This is a genomic window from Herbiconiux sp. 11R-BC (assembly GCF_049472555.1).
Taxonomy (GTDB): Bacteria; Actinomycetota; Actinomycetes; order Actinomycetales; family Microbacteriaceae; genus Herbiconiux.
In genome coordinates this window covers 343,584-361,765 of the sequence record NZ_JBCEBO010000001.1, presented here as the reverse complement: position 1 = coordinate 361,765, position 18,182 = coordinate 343,584, and the positions used below count along the sequence as shown (strand labels likewise).

General features: G+C 71.2%; 15 protein-coding genes. 8 read left to right on the top strand and 7 right to left on the bottom strand.

Annotated elements, in window-relative coordinates; genetic code table 11:
- Window positions 1–20 precede the first annotated feature (20 nt).
- On the top strand, window positions 21–1,457 hold the full coding sequence (locus VD659_RS01610; protein WP_423259403.1) for an NAD(P)H-quinone dehydrogenase: 1,437 nt from the start codon (window positions 21–23) through the stop codon (window positions 1,455–1,457).
- Window positions 1,458–1,712: 255 nt separating this feature from the next.
- Here VD659_RS01610 and VD659_RS01605 read toward each other — a convergent pair whose 3' ends face one another.
- Both VD659_RS01605 and VD659_RS01600 read right to left on the bottom strand, forming a co-directional pair.
- Window positions 1,713–3,500: an acetyl/propionyl/methylcrotonyl-CoA carboxylase subunit alpha gene (locus tag VD659_RS01605; protein WP_423259402.1), complete on the bottom strand. Its 1,788-nt coding sequence runs from the start codon at window positions 3,498–3,500 to the stop codon at window positions 1,713–1,715.
- 80 nt (window positions 3,501–3,580) lie between these two features.
- Window positions 3,581–4,228, bottom strand: a complete 648-nt coding sequence (locus VD659_RS01600) for a Maf family protein (RefSeq protein WP_423259401.1) — start codon at window positions 4,226–4,228, stop codon at window positions 3,581–3,583.
- Window positions 4,229–4,260: 32 nt separating this feature from the next.
- On the opposite strand from VD659_RS01600, the gene VD659_RS01595 reads away from it, so the two are divergent.
- The 4 genes from VD659_RS01595 (at window position 4,261) to VD659_RS01580 (ending at window position 8,882) form a co-directional block, all read left to right on the top strand.
- Window positions 4,261–5,700 carry a class I SAM-dependent RNA methyltransferase gene (locus VD659_RS01595; protein WP_423259400.1) on the top strand — a complete coding sequence of 480 codons (1,440 nt, stop codon included), beginning with the start codon at window positions 4,261–4,263 and terminating at the stop codon, window positions 5,698–5,700.
- A gap of 173 nt (window positions 5,701–5,873) precedes the next feature.
- Window positions 5,874–6,521 carry a response regulator gene (locus tag VD659_RS01590; protein ID WP_423260032.1) on the top strand — a complete coding sequence of 216 codons (648 nt, stop codon included), beginning with the start codon at window positions 5,874–5,876 and terminating at the stop codon, window positions 6,519–6,521.
- Window positions 6,511–7,800: a sensor histidine kinase gene (locus tag VD659_RS01585; RefSeq protein WP_423259399.1), complete on the top strand. Its 1,290-nt coding sequence runs from the start codon at window positions 6,511–6,513 to the stop codon at window positions 7,798–7,800. Before VD659_RS01590 ends, VD659_RS01585 begins: the two co-directional genes overlap by 11 nt.
- Entirely contained in the window at window positions 7,797–8,882 is a 1,086-nt protein-coding gene (locus VD659_RS01580) for a hypothetical protein (protein WP_423259398.1), read from the top strand. The genes VD659_RS01585 and VD659_RS01580 overlap by 4 nt, the downstream gene beginning before the upstream one ends.
- Before the next feature lie 205 nt (window positions 8,883–9,087).
- Here the strand turns inward: VD659_RS01580 and VD659_RS01575 are convergent, their stop codons facing one another.
- Window positions 9,088–9,324, bottom strand: a complete 237-nt coding sequence (locus tag VD659_RS01575; RefSeq protein WP_423259397.1) for an acyl-CoA carboxylase subunit epsilon — start codon at window positions 9,322–9,324, stop codon at window positions 9,088–9,090.
- Window positions 9,325–9,372: 48 nt separating this feature from the next.
- Here VD659_RS01575 and VD659_RS01570 point away from each other — a divergent pair, with 48 nt between their 5' ends.
- Together VD659_RS01570 and galE are read left to right on the top strand one after the other, a co-directional pair.
- Window positions 9,373–11,883, top strand: a complete 2,511-nt coding sequence (locus tag VD659_RS01570; protein ID WP_423259396.1) for a phosphatidylglycerol lysyltransferase domain-containing protein — start codon at window positions 9,373–9,375, stop codon at window positions 11,881–11,883.
- A gap of 59 nt (window positions 11,884–11,942) precedes the next feature.
- Complete coding sequence (galE, locus tag VD659_RS01565) at window positions 11,943–12,920, top strand: UDP-glucose 4-epimerase GalE (RefSeq protein WP_423259395.1); 978 nt, start codon at window positions 11,943–11,945, stop codon at window positions 12,918–12,920.
- 49 nt (window positions 12,921–12,969) lie between these two features.
- Here the strand turns inward: galE and VD659_RS01560 are convergent, their stop codons facing one another.
- From VD659_RS01560 to VD659_RS01545, 4 genes are all read right to left on the bottom strand, one after another.
- A complete protein-coding gene (locus VD659_RS01560; protein ID WP_423259394.1) occupies window positions 12,970–14,691 on the bottom strand; it encodes an ATP-binding protein in 1,722 nt (573 codons plus the stop codon).
- Window positions 14,691–15,059 (bottom strand): response regulator, encoded by a 369-nt coding sequence (locus VD659_RS01555; protein WP_423259393.1) that lies wholly within the window; start codon window positions 15,057–15,059, stop codon window positions 14,691–14,693. Before VD659_RS01555 ends, VD659_RS01560 begins: the two co-directional genes overlap by 1 nt.
- Before the next feature lie 36 nt (window positions 15,060–15,095).
- Window positions 15,096–15,461 carry a response regulator gene (locus VD659_RS01550; RefSeq protein ID WP_423259392.1) on the bottom strand — a complete coding sequence of 122 codons (366 nt, stop codon included), beginning with the start codon at window positions 15,459–15,461 and terminating at the stop codon, window positions 15,096–15,098.
- A 141-nt stretch (window positions 15,462–15,602) separates the two neighbouring features.
- Window positions 15,603–17,237, bottom strand: a complete 1,635-nt coding sequence (locus VD659_RS01545) for an acyl-CoA carboxylase subunit beta (RefSeq protein ID WP_423259391.1) — start codon at window positions 17,235–17,237, stop codon at window positions 15,603–15,605.
- 59 nt (window positions 17,238–17,296) lie between these two features.
- Here VD659_RS01545 and VD659_RS01540 point away from each other — a divergent pair, with 59 nt between their 5' ends.
- Complete coding sequence (locus VD659_RS01540) at window positions 17,297–18,178, top strand: biotin--[acetyl-CoA-carboxylase] ligase (protein WP_423259390.1); 882 nt, start codon at window positions 17,297–17,299, stop codon at window positions 18,176–18,178.
- Window positions 18,179–18,182: the final 4 nt, after the last annotated feature.

Genomic DNA, 18,182 nt, shown 5'->3' with positions numbered 1-18,182 from the left:
CAACACGCAAGAATGGCGTCATGGCCTATGAGTTCGAGCGCAAGCAGAGAGTCGCCGTCGTCGGAGGCGGGCCGGGAGGCTACGAGGCCGCGATCGCGGGAGCCCAGCTGGGCGCCGAGGTGACGCTCGTCGAGCAGGTCGGCGTGGGCGGCTCGGCCGTCATCACCGACGTGGTGCCCTCGAAGACCCTCATCGCCGTCGCCGAGGCCACCAACGCCATCGGCGAGGCCGCCGACCTCGGCGTGCAGTTCTTCGCCCGCAACGATGCCGGCCGCCCGGTGCGGCCCGAGGTCGCGGTGAACCTCGCCCAGGTCAACAAGCGCCTGCTCGGGCTCGCCCGGCAGCAGTCGGAGGACATGCGGGCCAACCTCATCCGCGCGGGCGTCAAGATCATCTCGGGGCATGGCCGGCTCGACGGGCCGGACTCCGTCATCGTCTCCACCGCCGCCGGCCCCGACGGCACCGACTTCGACCAGGTCGACGCCGACACCATCGTCATCTCGGTGGGCGCGAGCCCGCGCATCCTGCCCTCCGCCGTTCCCGACGGGGAGCGCATCTTCACCTGGACCCAGCTCTACGGCCTCACCGCGGTGCCCGAGCACCTCATCGTGGTCGGATCCGGTGTCACCGGCGCCGAGTTCGCCTCGGCCTACACCGCGCTCGGCTCGAAGGTGACGCTCATCTCCTCGCGCGACCAGGTGCTGCCGGGCGAGGATGCCGACGCCGCCGCCGTGATCGAGAACGTCTTCAAGCGCAACGGCATGACCGTGCTCTCGAAGTCGCGAGCCGACTCCGTGGAGCGCACGAAGACCGGCGTCGTCGCCACGCTCTCCGACGGCACGAAGGTGGAGGGCTCGCACTGCCTGATGGCCGTGGGTTCGATCCCGAACACGAAGGGGATCGGCCTCGAGCAGGCCGGCATCCAGCTCAGCGACTCGGGGCACATCCGGGTGAACCGGGTGGCCCGCACGAGCGCGCCCAACATCTACGCGGCCGGTGACTGCACCACGTTCCTGCCCCTGGCCTCCGTCGCCTCGATGCAGGGGCGCACCGCGATGTTCCACGCCATGGGCGACGCCGTGTCGCCGACCGAGCTGCGGAACGTGGCCTCGAACATCTTCACTCAGCCGCAGATCGCCACCGTGGGCTGGACGCAGCGCCAGATCGAAGAGGGCATCGCCCAGGGCGACATCTACAAGTTGCCGCTCTCGTCGAACCCGCGGGCCAAGATGATGGGCATCAAGGACGGCTTCGTGAAGCTCTTCGCCCGCACCGGCTCCGGCACCGTGATCGGCGGCGTCGTCGTGGCCCCCAACGCCTCCGAACTCATCTTCCCCATCGCCCTGGCCGTCGAGCACCGCCTCACGGTCGACCAGGTCTCCCGCGCCTTCACGGTCTACCCCTCCCTCTCGGGCAGCATCTCCGACGCCGCCCGGGCCATGCACATCGTGCTGTGATGCTGGGCTGGCTGCCGGAGGGGCCGTGCTTCGCGCGGCCCCTCCGGGCCGCGCCGGTCCCCGCCCGGCGCGGCGCGACATGTTCGCGTGCGGTCGCTTCGCGGCCGCGCGCTCACCCTGGGTCGTCGACAAGGGCCTGTTGCGTTGAGTTCTGCCTCTACAGCGCCGTCGAGAAGTCCTCTACAGCGCCGTCGAGGAGTCGCACAGGGCCCCTCAACATGAAGGTTCGGGGGCCTTTGCGACTGGTCGCTGAGCTCAGGCGATAGACAGCAGCACGTGGCCGGAGGAGACGGTGGAGCCGACGACGGCGGCGATGTTCGCGATGGTGCCGTCTTTGTGGGCCGTGATGGGCTGTTCCATCTTCATGGCCTCGAGCACGAGCACAAGGTCGCCCTTGACGACCTTGTCGCCGTCCTCGACCGCGATCTTGACGACGGTGGCCTGCATGGGGGCCTTCACGGAGTCGCCCGTGGCCGCCGAGGAGGCCGTCGAGCCGGCGCCGCGGCGCTTGGGCGGGGCCCCCGCGCTGCGGCCGGCTCCGGATGCGGCGCCGTGGCGGGCGCCGGCGGCAACCAGACGGGCGGGGAGGGCCACCTCCACGCGCTTGCCGCCGACCTCGACGATGACCGTGCGGCGCTCCGCAGCGGGCGCCGGGTCGTCGAGCGAACCGCTCCACGGCTCGGCGGGGTTGTCGTAGTCGGTCTCGATCCAGCGGGTGTACACCGAGAAGGGCTCGCCGTCCTCGGGGGCGAAGGCGGGGTTGCGCACGACGTCGCGGTGGAAGGGCAGCACGGTCGGGAGGCCGGCCACCTCGAACTCGTCGAGGGCGCGACGGGCGCGCTCGAGCGCATCCTCCCGCGACGAACCGGTCACGATGAGCTTCGCGAGCAGCGAGTCGAAGGAGCCCGAGATGACGTCGCCGGCCTGGACGCCGGAGTCGACGCGCACACCGGGGCCGCCGGCGGGCTTGAACACGTGCACGGGGCCGGGGGAGGGCAGGAAGCCCCGGCCCGGGTCCTCGCCGTTGATGCGGAACTCGAAGGAGTGGCCGCGGGGCGCCGGGTCGTCGTAGTCGAGCGTGCCGCCCTCGGCGAGGCGGAACTGCTCGCGCACGAGGTCGATGCCGGTGACCTCTTCGGAGACCGGATGCTCCACCTGCAGCCGGGTGTTCACCTCGAGGAACGAGACGGTGCCGTCCTTGCCGATGAGGAACTCGCAGGTGCCGGCACCGAGGTAGCCGACCTCCTTGAGGATGGCCTTCGACGAGCTGTAGAGCAGCTCGGTCTGGGCGGCGCTGAGGTAGGGCGCGGGCGCCTCCTCGACGAGCTTCTGGTGGCGGCGCTGCAGCGAGCAGTCGCGGGTGGAGACCACGACGACGTTGCCGTAGGCGTCGGCGAGGCACTGGGTCTCGACGTGGCGGGGCTGGTCGAGGTACTTCTCCACGAAGCACTCGCCGCGGCCGAAGGCGGCGATGGCCTCACGGGTGGCCGAGTCGAACATCTCGGGCACCTCGTCGACGGTGCGGGCGACCTTGAGGCCGCGGCCGCCACCACCGAAGGCCGCCTTGATGGCGACGGGCAGGCCGTGCACGGCCACGAAGTCGAGCACCTCCTCTGCGCCGGTGACGGGGTCGATGGTGCCGGGCGCGAGGGGCGCCCCCACCTTCTCGGCCACGTGACGGGCGGAGACCTTGTCGCCGAGCTTCTCGATGGCCTCGGGGCTCGGGCCGATCCAGGTGATACCGGCGGCGATCACGGCGCGCGCGAAGTCGGCGTTCTCGGCGAGGAAGCCGTAGCCCGGGTGAATGGCGTCGGCACCCGAGCGGCGGGCCACCGAGAGGATCTTGTCGATCACGAGATAGGTCTCGGCGCTCGTGGTGCCGTCGAGGGCGTAGGCCTCGTCGGCGAGCTGGGCGTGCAGCGCGTCCCGGTCTTGATCGGCGTAGACGGCGACCGACGCGATGCCGCTGTCGCGCGCTGCGCGGATGACTCGGACGGCGATCTCGCCTCGGTTGGCGATGAGGACCTTGGTGATTCGCGGCATGATCCCCCTAGCTTATTGCCGCTCTTCATCCCTCCTTTGGCATGTAGTCACAAAAATGGGGTGGCGGACACTGGCGGTGTCTACAACGCGGCGCCGCTGCGCAGCGAGGTCCACGAGACGCCGACCTCGTTCAGCAGATCGCGCAGCACCGGCAGCGAGAGGCCGATGACGGCCGAGGGCGCCCCGGTGATGGTGCGGATGAACGGGGCCGCGACGCCGTCGATGGTGAACGCCCCGGCCACCTCCAGCGGTTCGCCGGTGGCGATGTAGGCGTCGATCTCGGCCTCGGAGATGTCGTCGGCGAAGCTGAGCTCCGCGCGGTCGGCGCGACCCGCGGCGCCGTTGCGGCGCCCGCCCCGGTGGTCGATCAGCCAGTGCCCGGAGTGCAGCACCCCGGTGCGACCGCGCTGGGCGAGCCAGCGCTCGCGGGCCACCTCGGGACGGTGCGGCTTGCCGTAGGCCACGCCGTCGAGCTCGAACGCGGAATCGCCGCCGAGGATGAAGCCGTCGATCGGCTCGCCGTCGGGCAGCGCGCCCACCACGGCCTCCGCTTTCGCCTCGGCCAGCAGCAGCACCATCTCCTCGGCCGTGACCGGGCCGCCCGCCGCCACCGCGCGCTCCACGGCGGCCTCCTCGTCGACCTGAGAGGGCACGATCACCGGCTCGATGCCGATCTGCCGCAGCAGGGCGAGGCGGGCCGGAGAGGTGGAGGCGAGGTACAGACGCACGGAGCGGGCCTTTGCTGTGGGATGCTCGAAGGATGGCTGAAGACCGGAACGAGCTCGTCGAACTGAACATCGACAATGTAGCCCACGGCGGCGTGACCGTCGCCCGGCTCGACGGGCGCGTGGTCTTCGTGGCCGACGCGATTCCGGGGGAGCGCGTTCTCGCGCGGGTGGCCGACGACGCGAAGTCGTCGTTCTGGCGCGCCGACACGGTCGAGGTGCTCGAGGCCTCGCCCGACCGCCGGCCGCACGTCTGGGCGGCCGCGGCCCTCGAGCGCGACCCCGAGCAGCGCGCCGGCGGGGCCGAGTTCGGCCACATCGCCCTCGAGCGCCAGCGAGCCCTCAAGCAGCAGGTGCTGCAGGACGCACTGCAGCGCTTCGGCAAGGTGGAGCGCACCGTGGAGGTCGAGGCGATCGGTGCGGATGCCGTGGCCGGCCCGGGCGAGGCGCCATCCGATTCCGGGAGCACGGCCCGCATCCCCGGCACCCGCTGGCGCACGCGGGTGCGCCTGCACATCGCGCCCGGTGGCCGGGTGGGGCCGTACGCGGCGCGCTCGCACACCGTCATCCCGGTCGACGAGCTGCCGCTCGCGACCGAGGCGATCGAGGCCGAGGCGCGCGAGATCGCCGAGGCGCTGAGCCTCGGCTCGCAGGGCGCCGCCGCCGTCGAGTTCGTGGAGACCTCGGGCGGCGAGGTGCGGGTGTCGCTCGTGGCCGCCGAGCAGTCGAAGACCGGCCGGCGCGAGCCGCGCCGGGGCGAGCGCGGGGCGCGCCCGGGCGGCGCCGGCCGCGGCGGGCGAGGGCCGCGCGGAGCCTCCCCTGAACGCGCCGGCGCCGCGACCGGCGCGGGCGCCCCGGCCGGCGAGCCCGCGGCCACCATCGTCGAGCAGGTCGGCGACCGCGAGTTCCGCCTCGCCGAGAACGGGTTCTGGCAGGTGCACCGCGACGCGGCCCGCACCTTGAGCGAGGCCGTGCAGAGCATGACGCTGCCGGAGCTCTTCGACCCCCGCGCCGCCAACCACGACCTCTACGGCGGGGTGGGTCTGCTCGCCGCGGCCCTCGGCGACCGCTTCGGCCCGGCCACCCGCATCACGAGCGTCGAGAGCGACCGCGTGGCCACCGACAACGCCTCCGAGAACCTCGCCGAGTGGCTCGGAGCGCGCGCCGTCACCGCCCGGGTCGACTCCTACCTCGCCGAGCTCGAGCGCTCGGCCACCGCCGAGGAGCGCAAGCGGCTCTCGGCCGCCACCATGGTCATCGACCCGCCGCGCTCGGGCGCCGGAAAGCTCGTGGTGGGTTCGCTCACCCGGCTCGGCGTGGCGCAGGTGGTCTATGTGGCCTGCGACCCCGTGGCCTTCGCGCGCGACGTCTCCCTCTTCCGCGAGGGCGGCTACGAGCTGGGCGGCCTGCGCGCCTTCGACCTCTTCCCGCACACCCATCACGTCGAGACGATCGGCGTGTTCACCAAGGCCTGACCCGCCCGCGCGGGAGTCACCGGGCCTGACGGCGGGGCCCGGCCCCCGGCCGGATCCGCCGCCGGCAGATCGACGGCCGTAGGATGGAGGCCGGTCTTCGCGAGGAGTTGACGGTGCACGACGAGAGCAGCCCGACGCCGGCAGCGGATGCGCAGCGCAGCGCGTCCGCGCCCGTGCTGGTGGCCATCGTCGACGACCACGAGTCGGTGCGCCTCGGCATCCGGGCCGCGTGCCTCGACGCCGGCTACGAGGTGGTGGCCGCGAGTGCGTCGGTGAGCGAGCTGTGGGTGGTGCTCGCCGGCCGGCCCTGCGACGTGGTGGTGCTCGATCTCAGCCTCGGTGACGGCTTCACGGTCACCGAGAACGTGCAGCACGCCCGCTCGATGGGCGCGGCCGTGCTCGTGCACAGCATCGCCGACCGGGTCGCCCTGGTGCGCGAGGCGCTCGCAGCGGGTGCCGCGGGCGTCATCCCGAAGTCGGCGGCCACGAGCACCGTCATGGCGGCCATCGCGGCCGTGGCCCGCGGCGACGTGCTCAACAACCTCGAGTGGGCGAGCGCCATCGACGCCGACCGGGAGTTCGGCAAGGCCCAGCTGGCGCAGCGTGAACGCGACGTGCTGCACCTGTACGCGAGCGGGCTGCCGCTCTCGCAGGTGGCGCTCAAGCTCAACATCAAGGTGTCGACGGCCAAGGAGTACCTCGACCGCATCCGTGCCAAGTATGTGGAGGTGGGCCGGCCGGCCCGGTCGAAGGTCGAGCTGCTGCGCCGGGCCGTCGAAGACGGCATCCTCGCCCTCGACGAACACGGGCATGTCGAATAGGGCCGTCGACGAACCTCCCGCCGGCGCGGCATCCGCACGGTGGAGCCGGATGCGCGCGACCCGCCCCCCGCGCGCCGCAGCCCTGCGCCGCACCCAGCTCGACACCACGCTCGCACGCCTCGAGGGGCTCTTCGGCTTCGTCTTCGCCCTGCTCTCCCTGCCCGCGCTCGCCGCCACCGCCGGCACGCTGAAGCCCGAGTGGGCGTGGGGGATCGCGATCGGGATCTTCGGGTCGATCGGCGCCGCCCTCGTGTGCTCGATGGTCGGCCGCGGCATCCGGGTGAGCATGATCGTGGTCGCCGGTGTCTTCGTCGTGCTGCTCCTGCTCTGGCCGTTCGCCGTGCTCTCGCCCACGGCGGCGCTCGGCCGGCAGCCCTGGCTCTGGTACGTGGTGCTCGTGGCCATCGCCGCGGCGGCCATCGCGCTGCCCACCGTGTGGGCCGCCGTCTACACGGTCGTGGTGCCGCTGATCTTCGCGGGCCTGCGGATGCTGCCGAGCGGCGGCGGCGCATCCTGGCAGCTCGCCGTGCTCGACGCGGTCTATGTTCTGCTGCTCGGCGCGTTCGCCCTCATCGTAATCACCGCCTTGAGGGCCACGGCCTCGCGGGTGGATGCGGCGCAGACCACCGCGGTGGCGCGGTACGCCGAGGCGGCGACCCGGCACGCGGCCGAGCAGGAGCGCACGCGGGTGGACACCGTCATCCACGACCGGGTGCTCTCCACCCTGCTCGCGGCGGCGCGCAGCAGCTCCCCGGCCGACCGCGAGATGGTGGTGCGGATGGCGGAGCGCGCCCTCGTGGCGCTGCAGAGCGCCGACGCCGAGGCCGAGGGCGGTGCCGATCTGCCGCTCGCCGTGCTCGTGGAGCGCTGCCGGGCCCTCGCCGACACGCTCGACGCCGAGATCGCCTTCGAGGCCACGGGGGAGCTCGGCGGCTCGGCGCCCGCGCGCGTGCTCGAGGGCGTGTACACCGCGACCGTGCAGGCGATCGTGAACAGCATCCAGCACGCCCGCGAGGGCGCCCGGCGCTCCATCACGGTGGCGGGCCGTGACGCGGGCGAGTCCGGAGGCTTCCGCTTCCGCGTGGTGGTCGCCGACGACGGGCAGGGCTTCGCGGTCGCCGAGGTCCCCGCCGACCGCCTCGGTCTGCGCATCTCCATCCGCGAGCGGGCGGGCTCGGTGGGCGGCTCGGTCGACGTGACCTCGGCACCCGGCCTCGGCACCCGCGTGCAGATCGCCTGGCCGGCCGAGCGCTCCGACGAGGAGGGGAGCGGATCATGATCTCGATGCCGCGCATCCTGCTGGTCGGGCTCGCCGCCCTGTTTTCGGCCTACCACATCGTGCTCGGCGTCTATGCGATCGGCGTGCCCGCTTCGCCGTGGCCGTCGGTGGTGGCGATGGCGCTCTACGGCGCCGCCAGCGCCCTCAGCCTCGCGCCCTCGCCGGCGCTCCGGATGCCCCTGGGCGTCGCCGCCGTGAACCTCGCGGTGACCGCTGTGGGCTTCATCCTCGTGCTGCCGCAGCTCGACCCGGCGGCCGACAACGGCTACGCCACCTGGTTCATCGGCGCGGTCGGAACCCTGATGACCATCACGGTGGTGCGCCAGCGCCCGTGGTTCGCCTGGGCCGGCATCGTGGTCATGCTCGCGGCCGTGCTCGCGTGGTCTCACGACCCCCTCGCGCTCGCCGCCCTCGGAGCCATCGGCGGCCCGATCTGGGTGGGCGTGGCCCACGTGACCACGGTGTCGATCGTGCGCTCCTCGCGCGAGGCGGCGCTCTTCGAGCAGGCCGAGCAGCGTGCGGCGGAGTGGCACGCCCAGGAGGAGGCCGAATTCTACGAGCGCCGGGTGCGCCTCGGTCAGATGGACCGGATGGTGGCGCCCATGCTGCGTCTCATCGTCACGAGCGACGGCCGGCTCGATGAGGCCGAGCGCGAGGAGTGCCGGCACCTCGAGGCGGCGATGCGCGACGAGATCCGCGGCCGCCGCCTGCTCGACGACTCCGTGCGTCGCGAGGTGCTCGCGGCGAGGCGCCGCGGCGTGGAGGTGACGCTGCTCGACGACGGCGGCATCGACGACCTCGACCGGGCGGAGCACGCGCGCATCACGGCCGTGATCGCCCGCCAGATCGGCAGCACGACGGCCGACCGGGTCGTGGTGCGCACGGCACACCACGACGACGACGAGGTGGCCGTCACGATCGTGGGCCTGCGCACCGCGGAGGCGGGTGCGGCCTCCGCCTCGGCCTCCGCCGACGGGCCGAGCGACGACACCGAACTCGAACTCTGGCTCGAGGTGCCCCGACATGAAGAACCGGGGGCCGATTCGCATCGACCCCCGGAAAGCTTCGAGTCAGGACGATAACCCGAATACCGCCCTGACTCGCCCCCGGATACGGGCCCGCTTACCCTAGTCGACCTGTGTCCGGCGGTGCGATTCCGAAGAAACCACACCTAGCGATATCCATCCTGCTCGGCCCGAGACACGGGCACAGTAGGCATTTCGGTGGACATTTTCGCGATCTCGTCCAGAGAGCGCCCAGCAAGCATCCAGAATCGATGCGCGGGAGTCAGCCGGCGAACGAGCGCCACTCGCCGGGGCCCGGATGCAGGGGTGTGCGCAGGGCGCGCTGGCTGCGCTCCCAGGCCGATGGCCCGATCTGCACTTCGTCGAGAACCTCGGCGAGCTCCTCCGCGACCGCGGCGTCGATCACCGCGGTGACGGCGGCCAGTTCCTCCGGCGTCAGATTCGCCGAGAGCACCCGGATCGCGGGCTCGGACGGGGATGTCGGGGTCGAGTCGTTCACGACGACGAGGCTACATTAGAACCCTGGGATCAGAGGGGAATCGTCAGCATGCGCAACACCGTCACCTTCGCGCGGGACTACCTCGTGACGATCCCGTTCAGCCTCGCCTTCGCGGCGGTGGTCCTGGTGGTGTCCCTCGTCACCGGCACCTTCTTCGGGCCGGCCTCGGCCGACACCCAGGCCTTCTGGACCGCCGGCGTCACCACCGTCGTCGACATGGGCAACTGGTGGACGATCGTCACCGCCCTCTTCGTGCCGTGGGACCCGTTCCAGCTCGTGCTGTCGATCCTCGCCTCGATCGTGCTCCTCGGCGTCGCCGAACGTCTGCTCGGCTGGCGCCGCCTGCTCCCCGTGTTCTTCGTGACCGGGCTGCTCGGCGTGGGCCTCGGCGTGCTCGTGCAGTGGATCGGCTCGCTCGCGGGGGAATGGTGGGCGAACGGCACGAGCTTCGACCTCACGGGCGACCCGATCACTCCGATCGTCGGCGCGCTGCTGGCCGCGAGCGCCTTCATGGGTCCGCTCTGGCGCCGCCGGGTGCGTCTGGTGTCCTTCGGCTTCCTCATCATGTTCGCCCTCTACGACGGCGACACCTCGAACGTCTACCGGCTCATCGCGGCCATCTCGGGGCTCGTGATCGGGCATTTCCTGATCGGCCGAAGCCGCCGCCGGGTGGTGTGGTTGAGGAGCTCCTTCGGCGAGGTGCGCGTGCTCATCGCCACCATCGTGCTGATCACCGCGCTCGGCCCCCTCATCTCGCTGCTCAACCCCGGGTCGAGCGGCGCGTTCGGCCTCGCCGGCAGCTTCTACGGCGACATCTTCCCGAGCGCGCGTGACATCACGGAGCTGTGCTCCAGCTCGACCTCCGCCATCTGCGAGAGCATCAGCCGTCTCTCCACCCTCGGCGGGCTCGGCCCCGTCGTGCTCACCTTCGTTCCGCTCGCCCTGCTGCTCGTCTCGGCCTGGGGACTGCGCCGCGGGCGGCGCTTCGCGCTCTGGCTCGGCATCGTCACGAACCTCGCCCTCATCGTCCTGGCCTTCGTCTTCCTCGGCTTGGTGGCGGGCTTCGTCGACACCGCGACCTCCGAGCCCGACCTGCAGGCGATCGACATCGGCGAGTACGTCGTGTGGGGCGGCTCGACCATCGCGGTGCCGTTCGCCGTGGCGCTGATGCTCTTCCTCTCCCGCCGTCGTTTCGCCCTCAAGGCGCCGCGGGAGGCGTTCATCCGGTTCGTGGTCGTGGTGGCGGGCGCGTTCGTGGTTCTCTCGGCGATCTACCTCGTGGCGGGTTCCTTCGCGCTCGACAGCTACAACCCGCCCGGAACCACGATCGTCGAGCTCGTGCTCGACGTGCCGCGGCGGTTCCTCCCGGTCACCCTGGTGGGCATGACGGGCTTCCTGGCCGTGCCCACGGCATCCGTGGTGCTCTTCCTCTTCCAGTGGATCGGCCCGGTCTTCTGGGCCGTGTTCACGGTGGCGGCGATCCAGCTGCTCACCGCGAGCGAGCAGTCGGTGCGTGTGGGCGACCCGCAGCGCATCCGCGCCCTGCTGCGCCGGGGCGGCGGGGGAACGCTCGGCTGGATGACGACGTGGCCGGGCAACGTCTACTGGTTCAACGAGGCGGGCGATGCGGCGGTGGCCTACCGGGTGATCAACGGCGTGGCCATCACGATGTCCGACCCGGTGTGCCTGCCGGGCGCCGAGAAGCAGGTGGTGCTGGACTTCGCCGCCTTCTGCGACGCGCGCAGCTGGGTGCCGGTCTTCTACAGCGTGCACGAGCAGTTCCTGCCGGTGTTCGAGGGAATGGGCTGGCTGCACATGTCGGTGGGCGAGGAGACGCTCATGCACCCGCAGACGCTCGAGATGGCCGGCAAGTCGTGGCAGAACGTGCGCTCCTCGCTCAACAAGGGCGTGCGCGAGGGCATGACCGCGGTGTGGACCACCTACGACGAGCTCTCGCGCAGCAAGGTGGCGCAGATCAACGCCATCTCCGAGGCCTGGGTGTCGGAGAAGGAGCTGCCCGAGATGGGCTTCACCCTCGGCGCTCTCGAGGAGATCAAAGACCCGGATGTCGCCCTCATGCTCGCGATCGACGCCGAGGGCCGCATCGCGGCGGTCACGAGCTGGCTGCCCGTGTACCGCGATGGCGTGGCGATCGGCTACACACTCGACTTCATGCGCCGGGCCGACGGCTCGATGCCCGGGGTGATGGAGTACCTCATCGCCTCCTCGGCCCTGCACATGAAGGAGCTCGGCGTGGAGGTGCTGAGCCTCTCGGGCGCCCCGCTCGCGCAGCCGCCCGTGCCGAAGGGCGAGGAGCCGCCGGCGCCGACCGTGATGACGGAGCTCTCCGAGTTCCTCGCGCGCACCCTGGAGCCGGCCTACGGCTTCTCCTCGCTCTTCAAGTTCAAGGCGAAGTTCAACCCGACGTACGACACCATCTACATGGCCTATCCCGATCCGTTGGCCCTGCCCACCATCGGCGGCGCGATCGGCCGGGCCTACCTGCCCTCGATGTCGGCGAAGGAGGCCGTCTCGCTCGTCAGGACGCTGGTGCGGTGAGACGGGGGTTCCCCTCCGGACGATAGGGTTTCCTCTGGACATTCGAGCGGGAGGACACCATGACCTGGCTTGTCACAGGCGGAGCAGGATACATCGGATCGCACGTGGTCGCGGCCCTCGGCGAAGCCGGGATGCCGTGCGTGGTGCTCGACGATCTCTCGAGCGGCCATGAGAGCTTCGTGCCGGCCTCCGTCCCGTTCGTGCGGGGCAGCATCCTCGACGCGGCCCTGGTGAAGCAGACGCTCGCCGAGCACGAGGTCACCGGGGTCATCCACATCGCCGGCTTCAAGTACGCCGGTGTCTCGGTGCAGCGGCCGCTGCACACCTACGAGCAGAACGTCACCGGCATGGCCGTTCTCCTGCAGGCCATGCAGGACGCCGGCATCGACCGTGCGGTGTTCTCGTCGAGCGCCGCCGTCTACGGCACCCCGCCCACCGACATCGTCACCGAAGACACCCCGAAGAACCCCGAGAGCCCTTACGGCGAGTCGAAGCTCATCGGCGAGTGGCTGCTGCGCGATCAAGGCGTGGCCGCCGGCCTGCGGCACACCTCGCTGCGCTACTTCAACGTGGTGGGCTCGGGCAGCGTCGAGCTCTACGACTCGAGCCCGCACAACCTGTTCCCGCTCGTGTTCGACGCCCTGCTCGCCGGCCGCACGCCGCGCATCAACGGCGACGACTACCCCACCCCCGACGGCACCTGCGTGCGCGACTACATCCACGTGGCCGACCTCGCCCTCGCCCACGTGGAGGCCGCGCGCAAGCTCGACGAGGGGTCGCTCCTCCTGGCCGCCTACAACCTGGGGTCGGGCGACGGCGTCTCGGTGCGCGAGATCATGATGGCCGTCGCGGCGGCGACGGGCATCCCGTTCGAGCCGGAGATCACCGCGCGGCGCCCCGGAGACCCGGCCCGCATCGTGGCCACCGGCGAGCTCGCCGCCCGCGACCTGCAGTGGCGGATGCGTCACACCCTCGACGAGATGGTGCTTTCGGCTTGGAACGCGCGGCAGCACGCCGCGGAGACCGCGACCGCCTGACCTGTACTCGTGCCGCGTGGGCGGGCCCCGGCGCCGGCGGCGCCGGCCGTCAGGCCGGGAGGCCGATCGCGATCGAGGTGCCCTCGCCGATCGTGCTCGAGATGGCAAGGGTTCCGCCATGGGCGACCACGATGGCCTTCGTGATGGTGAGGCCGAGCCCGACGCCCTGAACGGCGTTCTTGGTGGCCGTCGAGGCGCGGAAGAAGCGCTCCGACAGGCGATCGAGCTCGTCGGCCGGGATGCCCACCCCCGTGTCGGTGACGGTGATCACCACGCGTGCTTCCTCCCGGCGCGCTTCCAGGCGCACGGTGCCGCCGCGGCGGGTGAACTTCACGGCGTTCGAGACGAGGTTGTCGACCGCCTGCCCGAGGCGGGTGGGGTCGGCGGTGAGCCGGAGCGGCCCCTCTCCGTCGACGAGCTTGAGCGCGATGCCCGCCTTCTCGGCGTTCGGCCGGGCGCTCTCGGCCGAGGCTTTGAGCAGGGCGCGCAGCTCGACCGGGACGGCCGCGATCGAGAACCGGCCGGCCTCCACTTGGGCGGTGAACAGCAGGTCGCCGACGAGCTGCAGCAGGCGTTTGGCGTTCCGCTCCACGACGCCGAGATACTTCTGCTGCGATGCGCTGAGCGGCGGGTCGTCGTCGAGGCGCAGGAGCTCGGCATAGCCGAGGATGGAGCTGAGCGGGGTGCGGAGCTCGTGCGAGATGAGTCCGGAGAACTCGTCCTTCAGGCGTTCGATCTCCTTCGCCCGCGTCTCGTCGGTCGCGACGAAGATGAACCCGGAGGGCCGGCCCAGCGCATCCGTCCGCTGCGTGATCGCCACCTGGGCGGGGAAGGTGGAGCCGTCGCGGCGGCGGTAGGTCCAGTCGCGGACGTCGGCGGCGCCGTCGCGGGCGACGTCGGTGAGTGCGGCGAAACGGCCGGGGAACGGACTTCCCCCGGCGCCGGACTCGGCAAGCACCTCCTCGCGCAGGTGCAGGTCGACGATACGCATCCCCGAGAGCGCTTCCTGCTCGGAGTAGCCGAGGATCTGCGCGGCGCCGCCGTTCCAGACGTCGATCGCGCCGTCGAGGTCGGTGCCGATGATGGCCTGCTCTGTGATCGCATCCCACACGCTGTTCATCAGGCGCGCGGCCACCGCCGCTTCCTTCTCGCTGTGCTCGGCGACGCGCACGGCCTCGGCGAGGGAGTCGATGAGCTCGTCGCGCTCGGCGAGCAGGGCGTCCGCGCTGCGCTGGCGGGAGCGCGAGACCGAGCTGAGCTGGTTGATGAGCGCCGCGGCGATCGTGAAGGTGATCGGGGTGAAGGCGACCCGGATCCAGTCCTCCGCGCCCGAGACGTGCGACTGCCCGATCGCATAGGGCAGGGTGAGATTCGCGGCGACGGCTGCGAGCACGATCGCCACGTTGCGCCGGCCCTCCTCGGCGGCGATCCAGACGATCGGCAGCAGGATGAGCCCGCCGTAAGGAGACTGGGCTCCGCCGGTGGCGATGCGCAGGACGATGATGGCGGCGATGCTCGCGAGCGGCACGATCAGCTGCCAGCTGCGGCCGTGCCGATCCCACGGAACCACGAAGGCGAGCACAGTGGCGATCGCCACGACGAGGTCGGCCACGAGAACCCCGGTGGGGCTCGCCTCGACCGAGCCGTCCGACCCGGGTAGGAGGATGAAGACGTTCGCCAACAGGAAGGCCGCCGCCGTGGGCACCTGCTTGATCGCCGGCCGATCGGCGGTGTCGAGAAAACGGCGGGCCCGCGCCCGAGCGGTGGGCATCAGAGGCGATCGGCCACGTCACGCACGAACGCCACCAGGTCCATCACCACGAACGGCTTGGTGATGAGGCCGTTCGCGCCGGCGAGGTGCACGGCCTCCGCGGTGCTCGGCTGCACGTTGGCGGTGATGATGAGGATGCTCAGCTCCCGCAGCTCGGGGTCGGCTCGGATCTTCTCCGTGAGCTCGAGGCCGGTGAGCTCGGGCATCGAGATGTCGAGCACGGCGAGGTCGACCTCGTCGCTCTGCAGCAGGTTCCAGGCCTCCGCGCCGTTCGACACGGCCGCGACCACGGTGTAGCCGGCCTTCTCCACGGCGATCGTGATGAGATCGCACAGATCCTGGTCGTCGTCGGCAATCAAAACCCGCATGGTGTCCCCTTGTCTCTGTGGCGCCCCTCGCGGATGCTAGGCGGCGAACATCCGGTCGAGCTCAGCAGCCAGCTGGGCGGCGCTGAACGGCTTCGGCAGCACTCCGTCGACCACCGGGTACTCGTCGAGCTCGAGCACGCTCGTGACGAGCAGCAGGCAGCCGGGTACGTCGCGCTTCATCGCGGTGACGAGCGCCCAGCCGTCGATGCCGGGCAGCAGCAGATCGACGATGGCGATCTGGGGCTCGAGGGCGGCGTAGGCCACGATGGCCGCCTCGGCCGTGTTCACGGTGACCACCGCGTAGCCCAGGCGCTGCAGGAGAAGCTCCACGAGCTCGGCCTGTTCGGGGGTGTCGTCCACCACGAGGGCGTTGCGGGCGTTGCTCGGAGCAGACACGGGCATGCGGGTGGTTCGTCTCCTCCGACGCCGCGGATCGAGGCGATCCGTGTTCCCCCATGGATGACGTCTGAGACCATTGTGTCAGTTCCCGGTCGATCATCTGACCGCACCCCGTGCATCCGCTGAACCGGATGCGGGCACCGGCTAGAGCGGGATGTTGCCGTGTTTCTTCGGCGGCAGGCTCGCGCGCTTGGTCTTGAGGGCGCGCAAGGCCTTGGTGACGGCCACACGGGTCGCCGCGGGCTCGATCACCCCGTCGAGCTCGCCGCGCTCGGCCGCGAGGAAGGGCGAGGCCACGTTGTAGGTGTACTCGTTCGCGAGCTTGGTGCGCACGGCCGCGACATCCTCGCCGGCCTCCTCGGCCCGCTTGATCTCACCGCGGTAGAGGATGTTCACGGCGCCCTGGCCGCCCATCACCGCGATCTCGGCGGTCGGCCAGGCGAGGTTGATGTCGGCTCCGAGCTGCTTGGAGCCCATCACGATGTAGGCGCCGCCGTAGGCCTTGCGCAGGATGACGGTGACCAGCGGCACGGTGGCCTCGGCGTAGGCGTAGAGCAGCTTCGCGCCGCGGCGGATGACGCCCGTCCACTCCTGGTCGGTGCCGGGCAGGTAGCCGGGCACGTCGACGAGGGTGAGGATCGGGATCGAGAAGGAGTCGCAGAAGCGCACGAAGCGCGCGGCCTTCTCGCCGGCCTCGATGTTCAGGGTTCCGGCCATCGCGCTCGGCTGGTTGGCCACGATGCCGACGCTGCGGCCCTCGATGCGGGCGAAACCGACCACGATGTTCGGCGCGTAGAGCGGCTGCGTCTCGAGGAACTCAGCGTCGTCGACGAGGTGCTCGATGACGGTGTGCACGTCGTAGGGCTGGTTCGGGGAGTCCGGGATGATCGTGTTCAGCTTGCGGTCGGCATCCGTGATCTCGAGCTCGGGAACGCTGTCGTAGACGGGGAGTTCGGCCAGGTTGTTGTCGGGGAGGTAGCTGAGCAGGGCCCGGGCGTAGTCGAGCGCGTCGTCCTCGTCGCTCGCCAGGAAGTGCGAGACGCCCGAGATCTTGTTGTGCGTGAGCGCGCCGCCGAGCTCCTCCATGCCGACGTCTTCGCCGGTGACGGTCTTGATGACGTCGGGGCCGGTGACGAACATCTGGCTGGTCTTGTCGACCATGATGACGAAGTCGGTGAGGGCGGGGGAGTAGACGGCGCCGCCCGCCGCCGGGCCCATGATGATGGAGATCTGCGGGATAACGCCGCTCGCGGCCGTGTTGCGGCGGAAGATCTCGCCGTACTTGCCGAGGGCCACCACGCCCTCCTGGATGCGGGCGCCACCGGAGTCGAGCATGCCGATGATGGGAACGCCGGTCTTCAGCGCCAGATCCATCACCTTGATGATCTTCTCGCCGGCCACCTCGCCGAGCGAGCCGCCGAAGATCGTGAAGTCCTGCGCGTAGACGGCGACCTGGCGGCCGTGGATGGTGCCGGTGCCGGTGACGACCGCGTCGCCGTAGGGGCGGGACTTCTCCATGCCGAAGGCGTGGGTGCGGTGACGCACGAACTCGTCGAGCTCGACGAAGCTGCCGTGGTCGAGCAGTTGCTCGATGCGCTCGCGGGCGGTCTTCTTTCCGCGCTTGTGCTGCTTCTCGATCGCCGCCTCGCCCGATGCCGTCACGGCCTCGTGGTAGCGGTTCTTGAGGTCGGTCAGCTTGCCCGCCGTGGTGTACATGTCGGGCTGCGTCGTCAGATCTTCACTCACGCCGTTCACTCTACCGGCCAGCCCTCGGGCCATCCCGTTGCCGAAACCCTACAAAAGCCGTGGCCGGGCTTGTGAGTGGGTAGTTTGGCGGCATGGAACTCCCGCTCTCCTCCGCCCTCGCCGCCCGCCTCGACTGGCTGCCGCAGGCCGGGTCCACCAACGACGTGCTCGCCCAGGCCGCCGCCGGGCCGTCGGCCGCCGCCTGGCCCGACCTCTCGGTGGTGGCGACCGACGACCAGGTGGCGGGCCGCGGTCGCCTCGGCCGCAGCTGGGTGGCGCCGGCCGGGGCCTCGCTGGCCGTGTCGCTGCTCGTGCGGCCGCGCGGAGCATCCGGGGAGCCCGTGCCGGTGGAGCGGTTCGGGATGCTGTCGCTGCTCGCCGGGGTGGCGATGGCGCGGGCCGTGGCGGGGGTGCTGGGGGAGGCATCCGGTGGTGTGGGGTCGAGTGTGGGCGCGGGCTCGGGTGCGGGTGCGGGTGCGGGTGCGCGCGTGGCGCTCAAGTGGCCGAACGACGTGCTGATCGGCGAGAAGAAGGTGTGCGGCATCCTCGCCGAACTGCTGCCCGGAGCCGACGGCGTGGTCATCGGCACCGGGGTGAACCTCTCGCTCGAGGCGGCCGATCTGCCGACGCCCACGTCGACCTCGCTGCTGCTCGCCGGGGCCCGGCCCGAGGATGCGGCAGCCGACCGCGTGCTGTCGGCCTACCTCCGCGAGTTCACGGCCCTCTACGCCGCGTGGCTCTCGAGCGACGGCGACCCCGAGGCGAGCGGGCTGCTGGCCGCCGCCACGGAGGTCTCGGCCACGCTCGGGCGGGCGGTGCGGGTGGAGCTGCCGGGCGGGGTGTTCCGCACCGGGGTCGCCCGGGCGATCGACGCCACCGGGCGTCTCGTGGTCGACACCGGCGACGGGGGCTCGCCGGCCGAGCTCGTGGTCTCGGCAGGCGATGTGACGCACCTCCGGCACGACGACAGCTGATTCC

Bases quoted from the DNA above. Each gene is read 5' to 3' on its own strand.
- VD659_RS01580 (WP_423259398.1), top strand. From the start codon at position 7,797: ATGATCTCGATGCCGCGCATCCTGCTGGTCGGGCTCGCCGCCCTGTTT.
- VD659_RS01570 (WP_423259396.1), top strand. From the start codon at position 9,373: ATGCGCAACACCGTCACCTTCGCGCGGGACTACCTCGTGACGATCCCG.
- galE (WP_423259395.1), top strand. From the start codon at position 11,943: ATGACCTGGCTTGTCACAGGCGGAGCAGGATACATCGGATCGCACGTG.
- VD659_RS01585 (WP_423259399.1), top strand. From the start codon at position 6,511: ATGTCGAATAGGGCCGTCGACGAACCTCCCGCCGGCGCGGCATCCGCA.
- VD659_RS01610 (WP_423259403.1), top strand. From the start codon at position 21: ATGGCCTATGAGTTCGAGCGCAAGCAGAGAGTCGCCGTCGTCGGAGGC.
- VD659_RS01560 (WP_423259394.1), bottom strand. From the start codon at position 14,691: ATGCCCACCGCTCGGGCGCGGGCCCGCCGTTTTCTCGACACCGCCGAT.
- VD659_RS01540 (WP_423259390.1), top strand. From the start codon at position 17,297: ATGGAACTCCCGCTCTCCTCCGCCCTCGCCGCCCGCCTCGACTGGCTG.
- VD659_RS01545 (WP_423259391.1), bottom strand. From the start codon at position 17,237: ATGGCCCGAGGGCTGGCCGGTAGAGTGAACGGCGTGAGTGAAGATCTG.
- VD659_RS01605 (WP_423259402.1), bottom strand. From the start codon at position 3,500: ATGCCGCGAATCACCAAGGTCCTCATCGCCAACCGAGGCGAGATCGCC.
- VD659_RS01595 (WP_423259400.1), top strand. From the start codon at position 4,261: ATGGCTGAAGACCGGAACGAGCTCGTCGAACTGAACATCGACAATGTA.
- VD659_RS01555 (WP_423259393.1), bottom strand. From the start codon at position 15,059: ATGCGGGTTTTGATTGCCGACGACGACCAGGATCTGTGCGATCTCATC.
- VD659_RS01550 (WP_423259392.1), bottom strand. From the start codon at position 15,461: ATGCCCGTGTCTGCTCCGAGCAACGCCCGCAACGCCCTCGTGGTGGAC.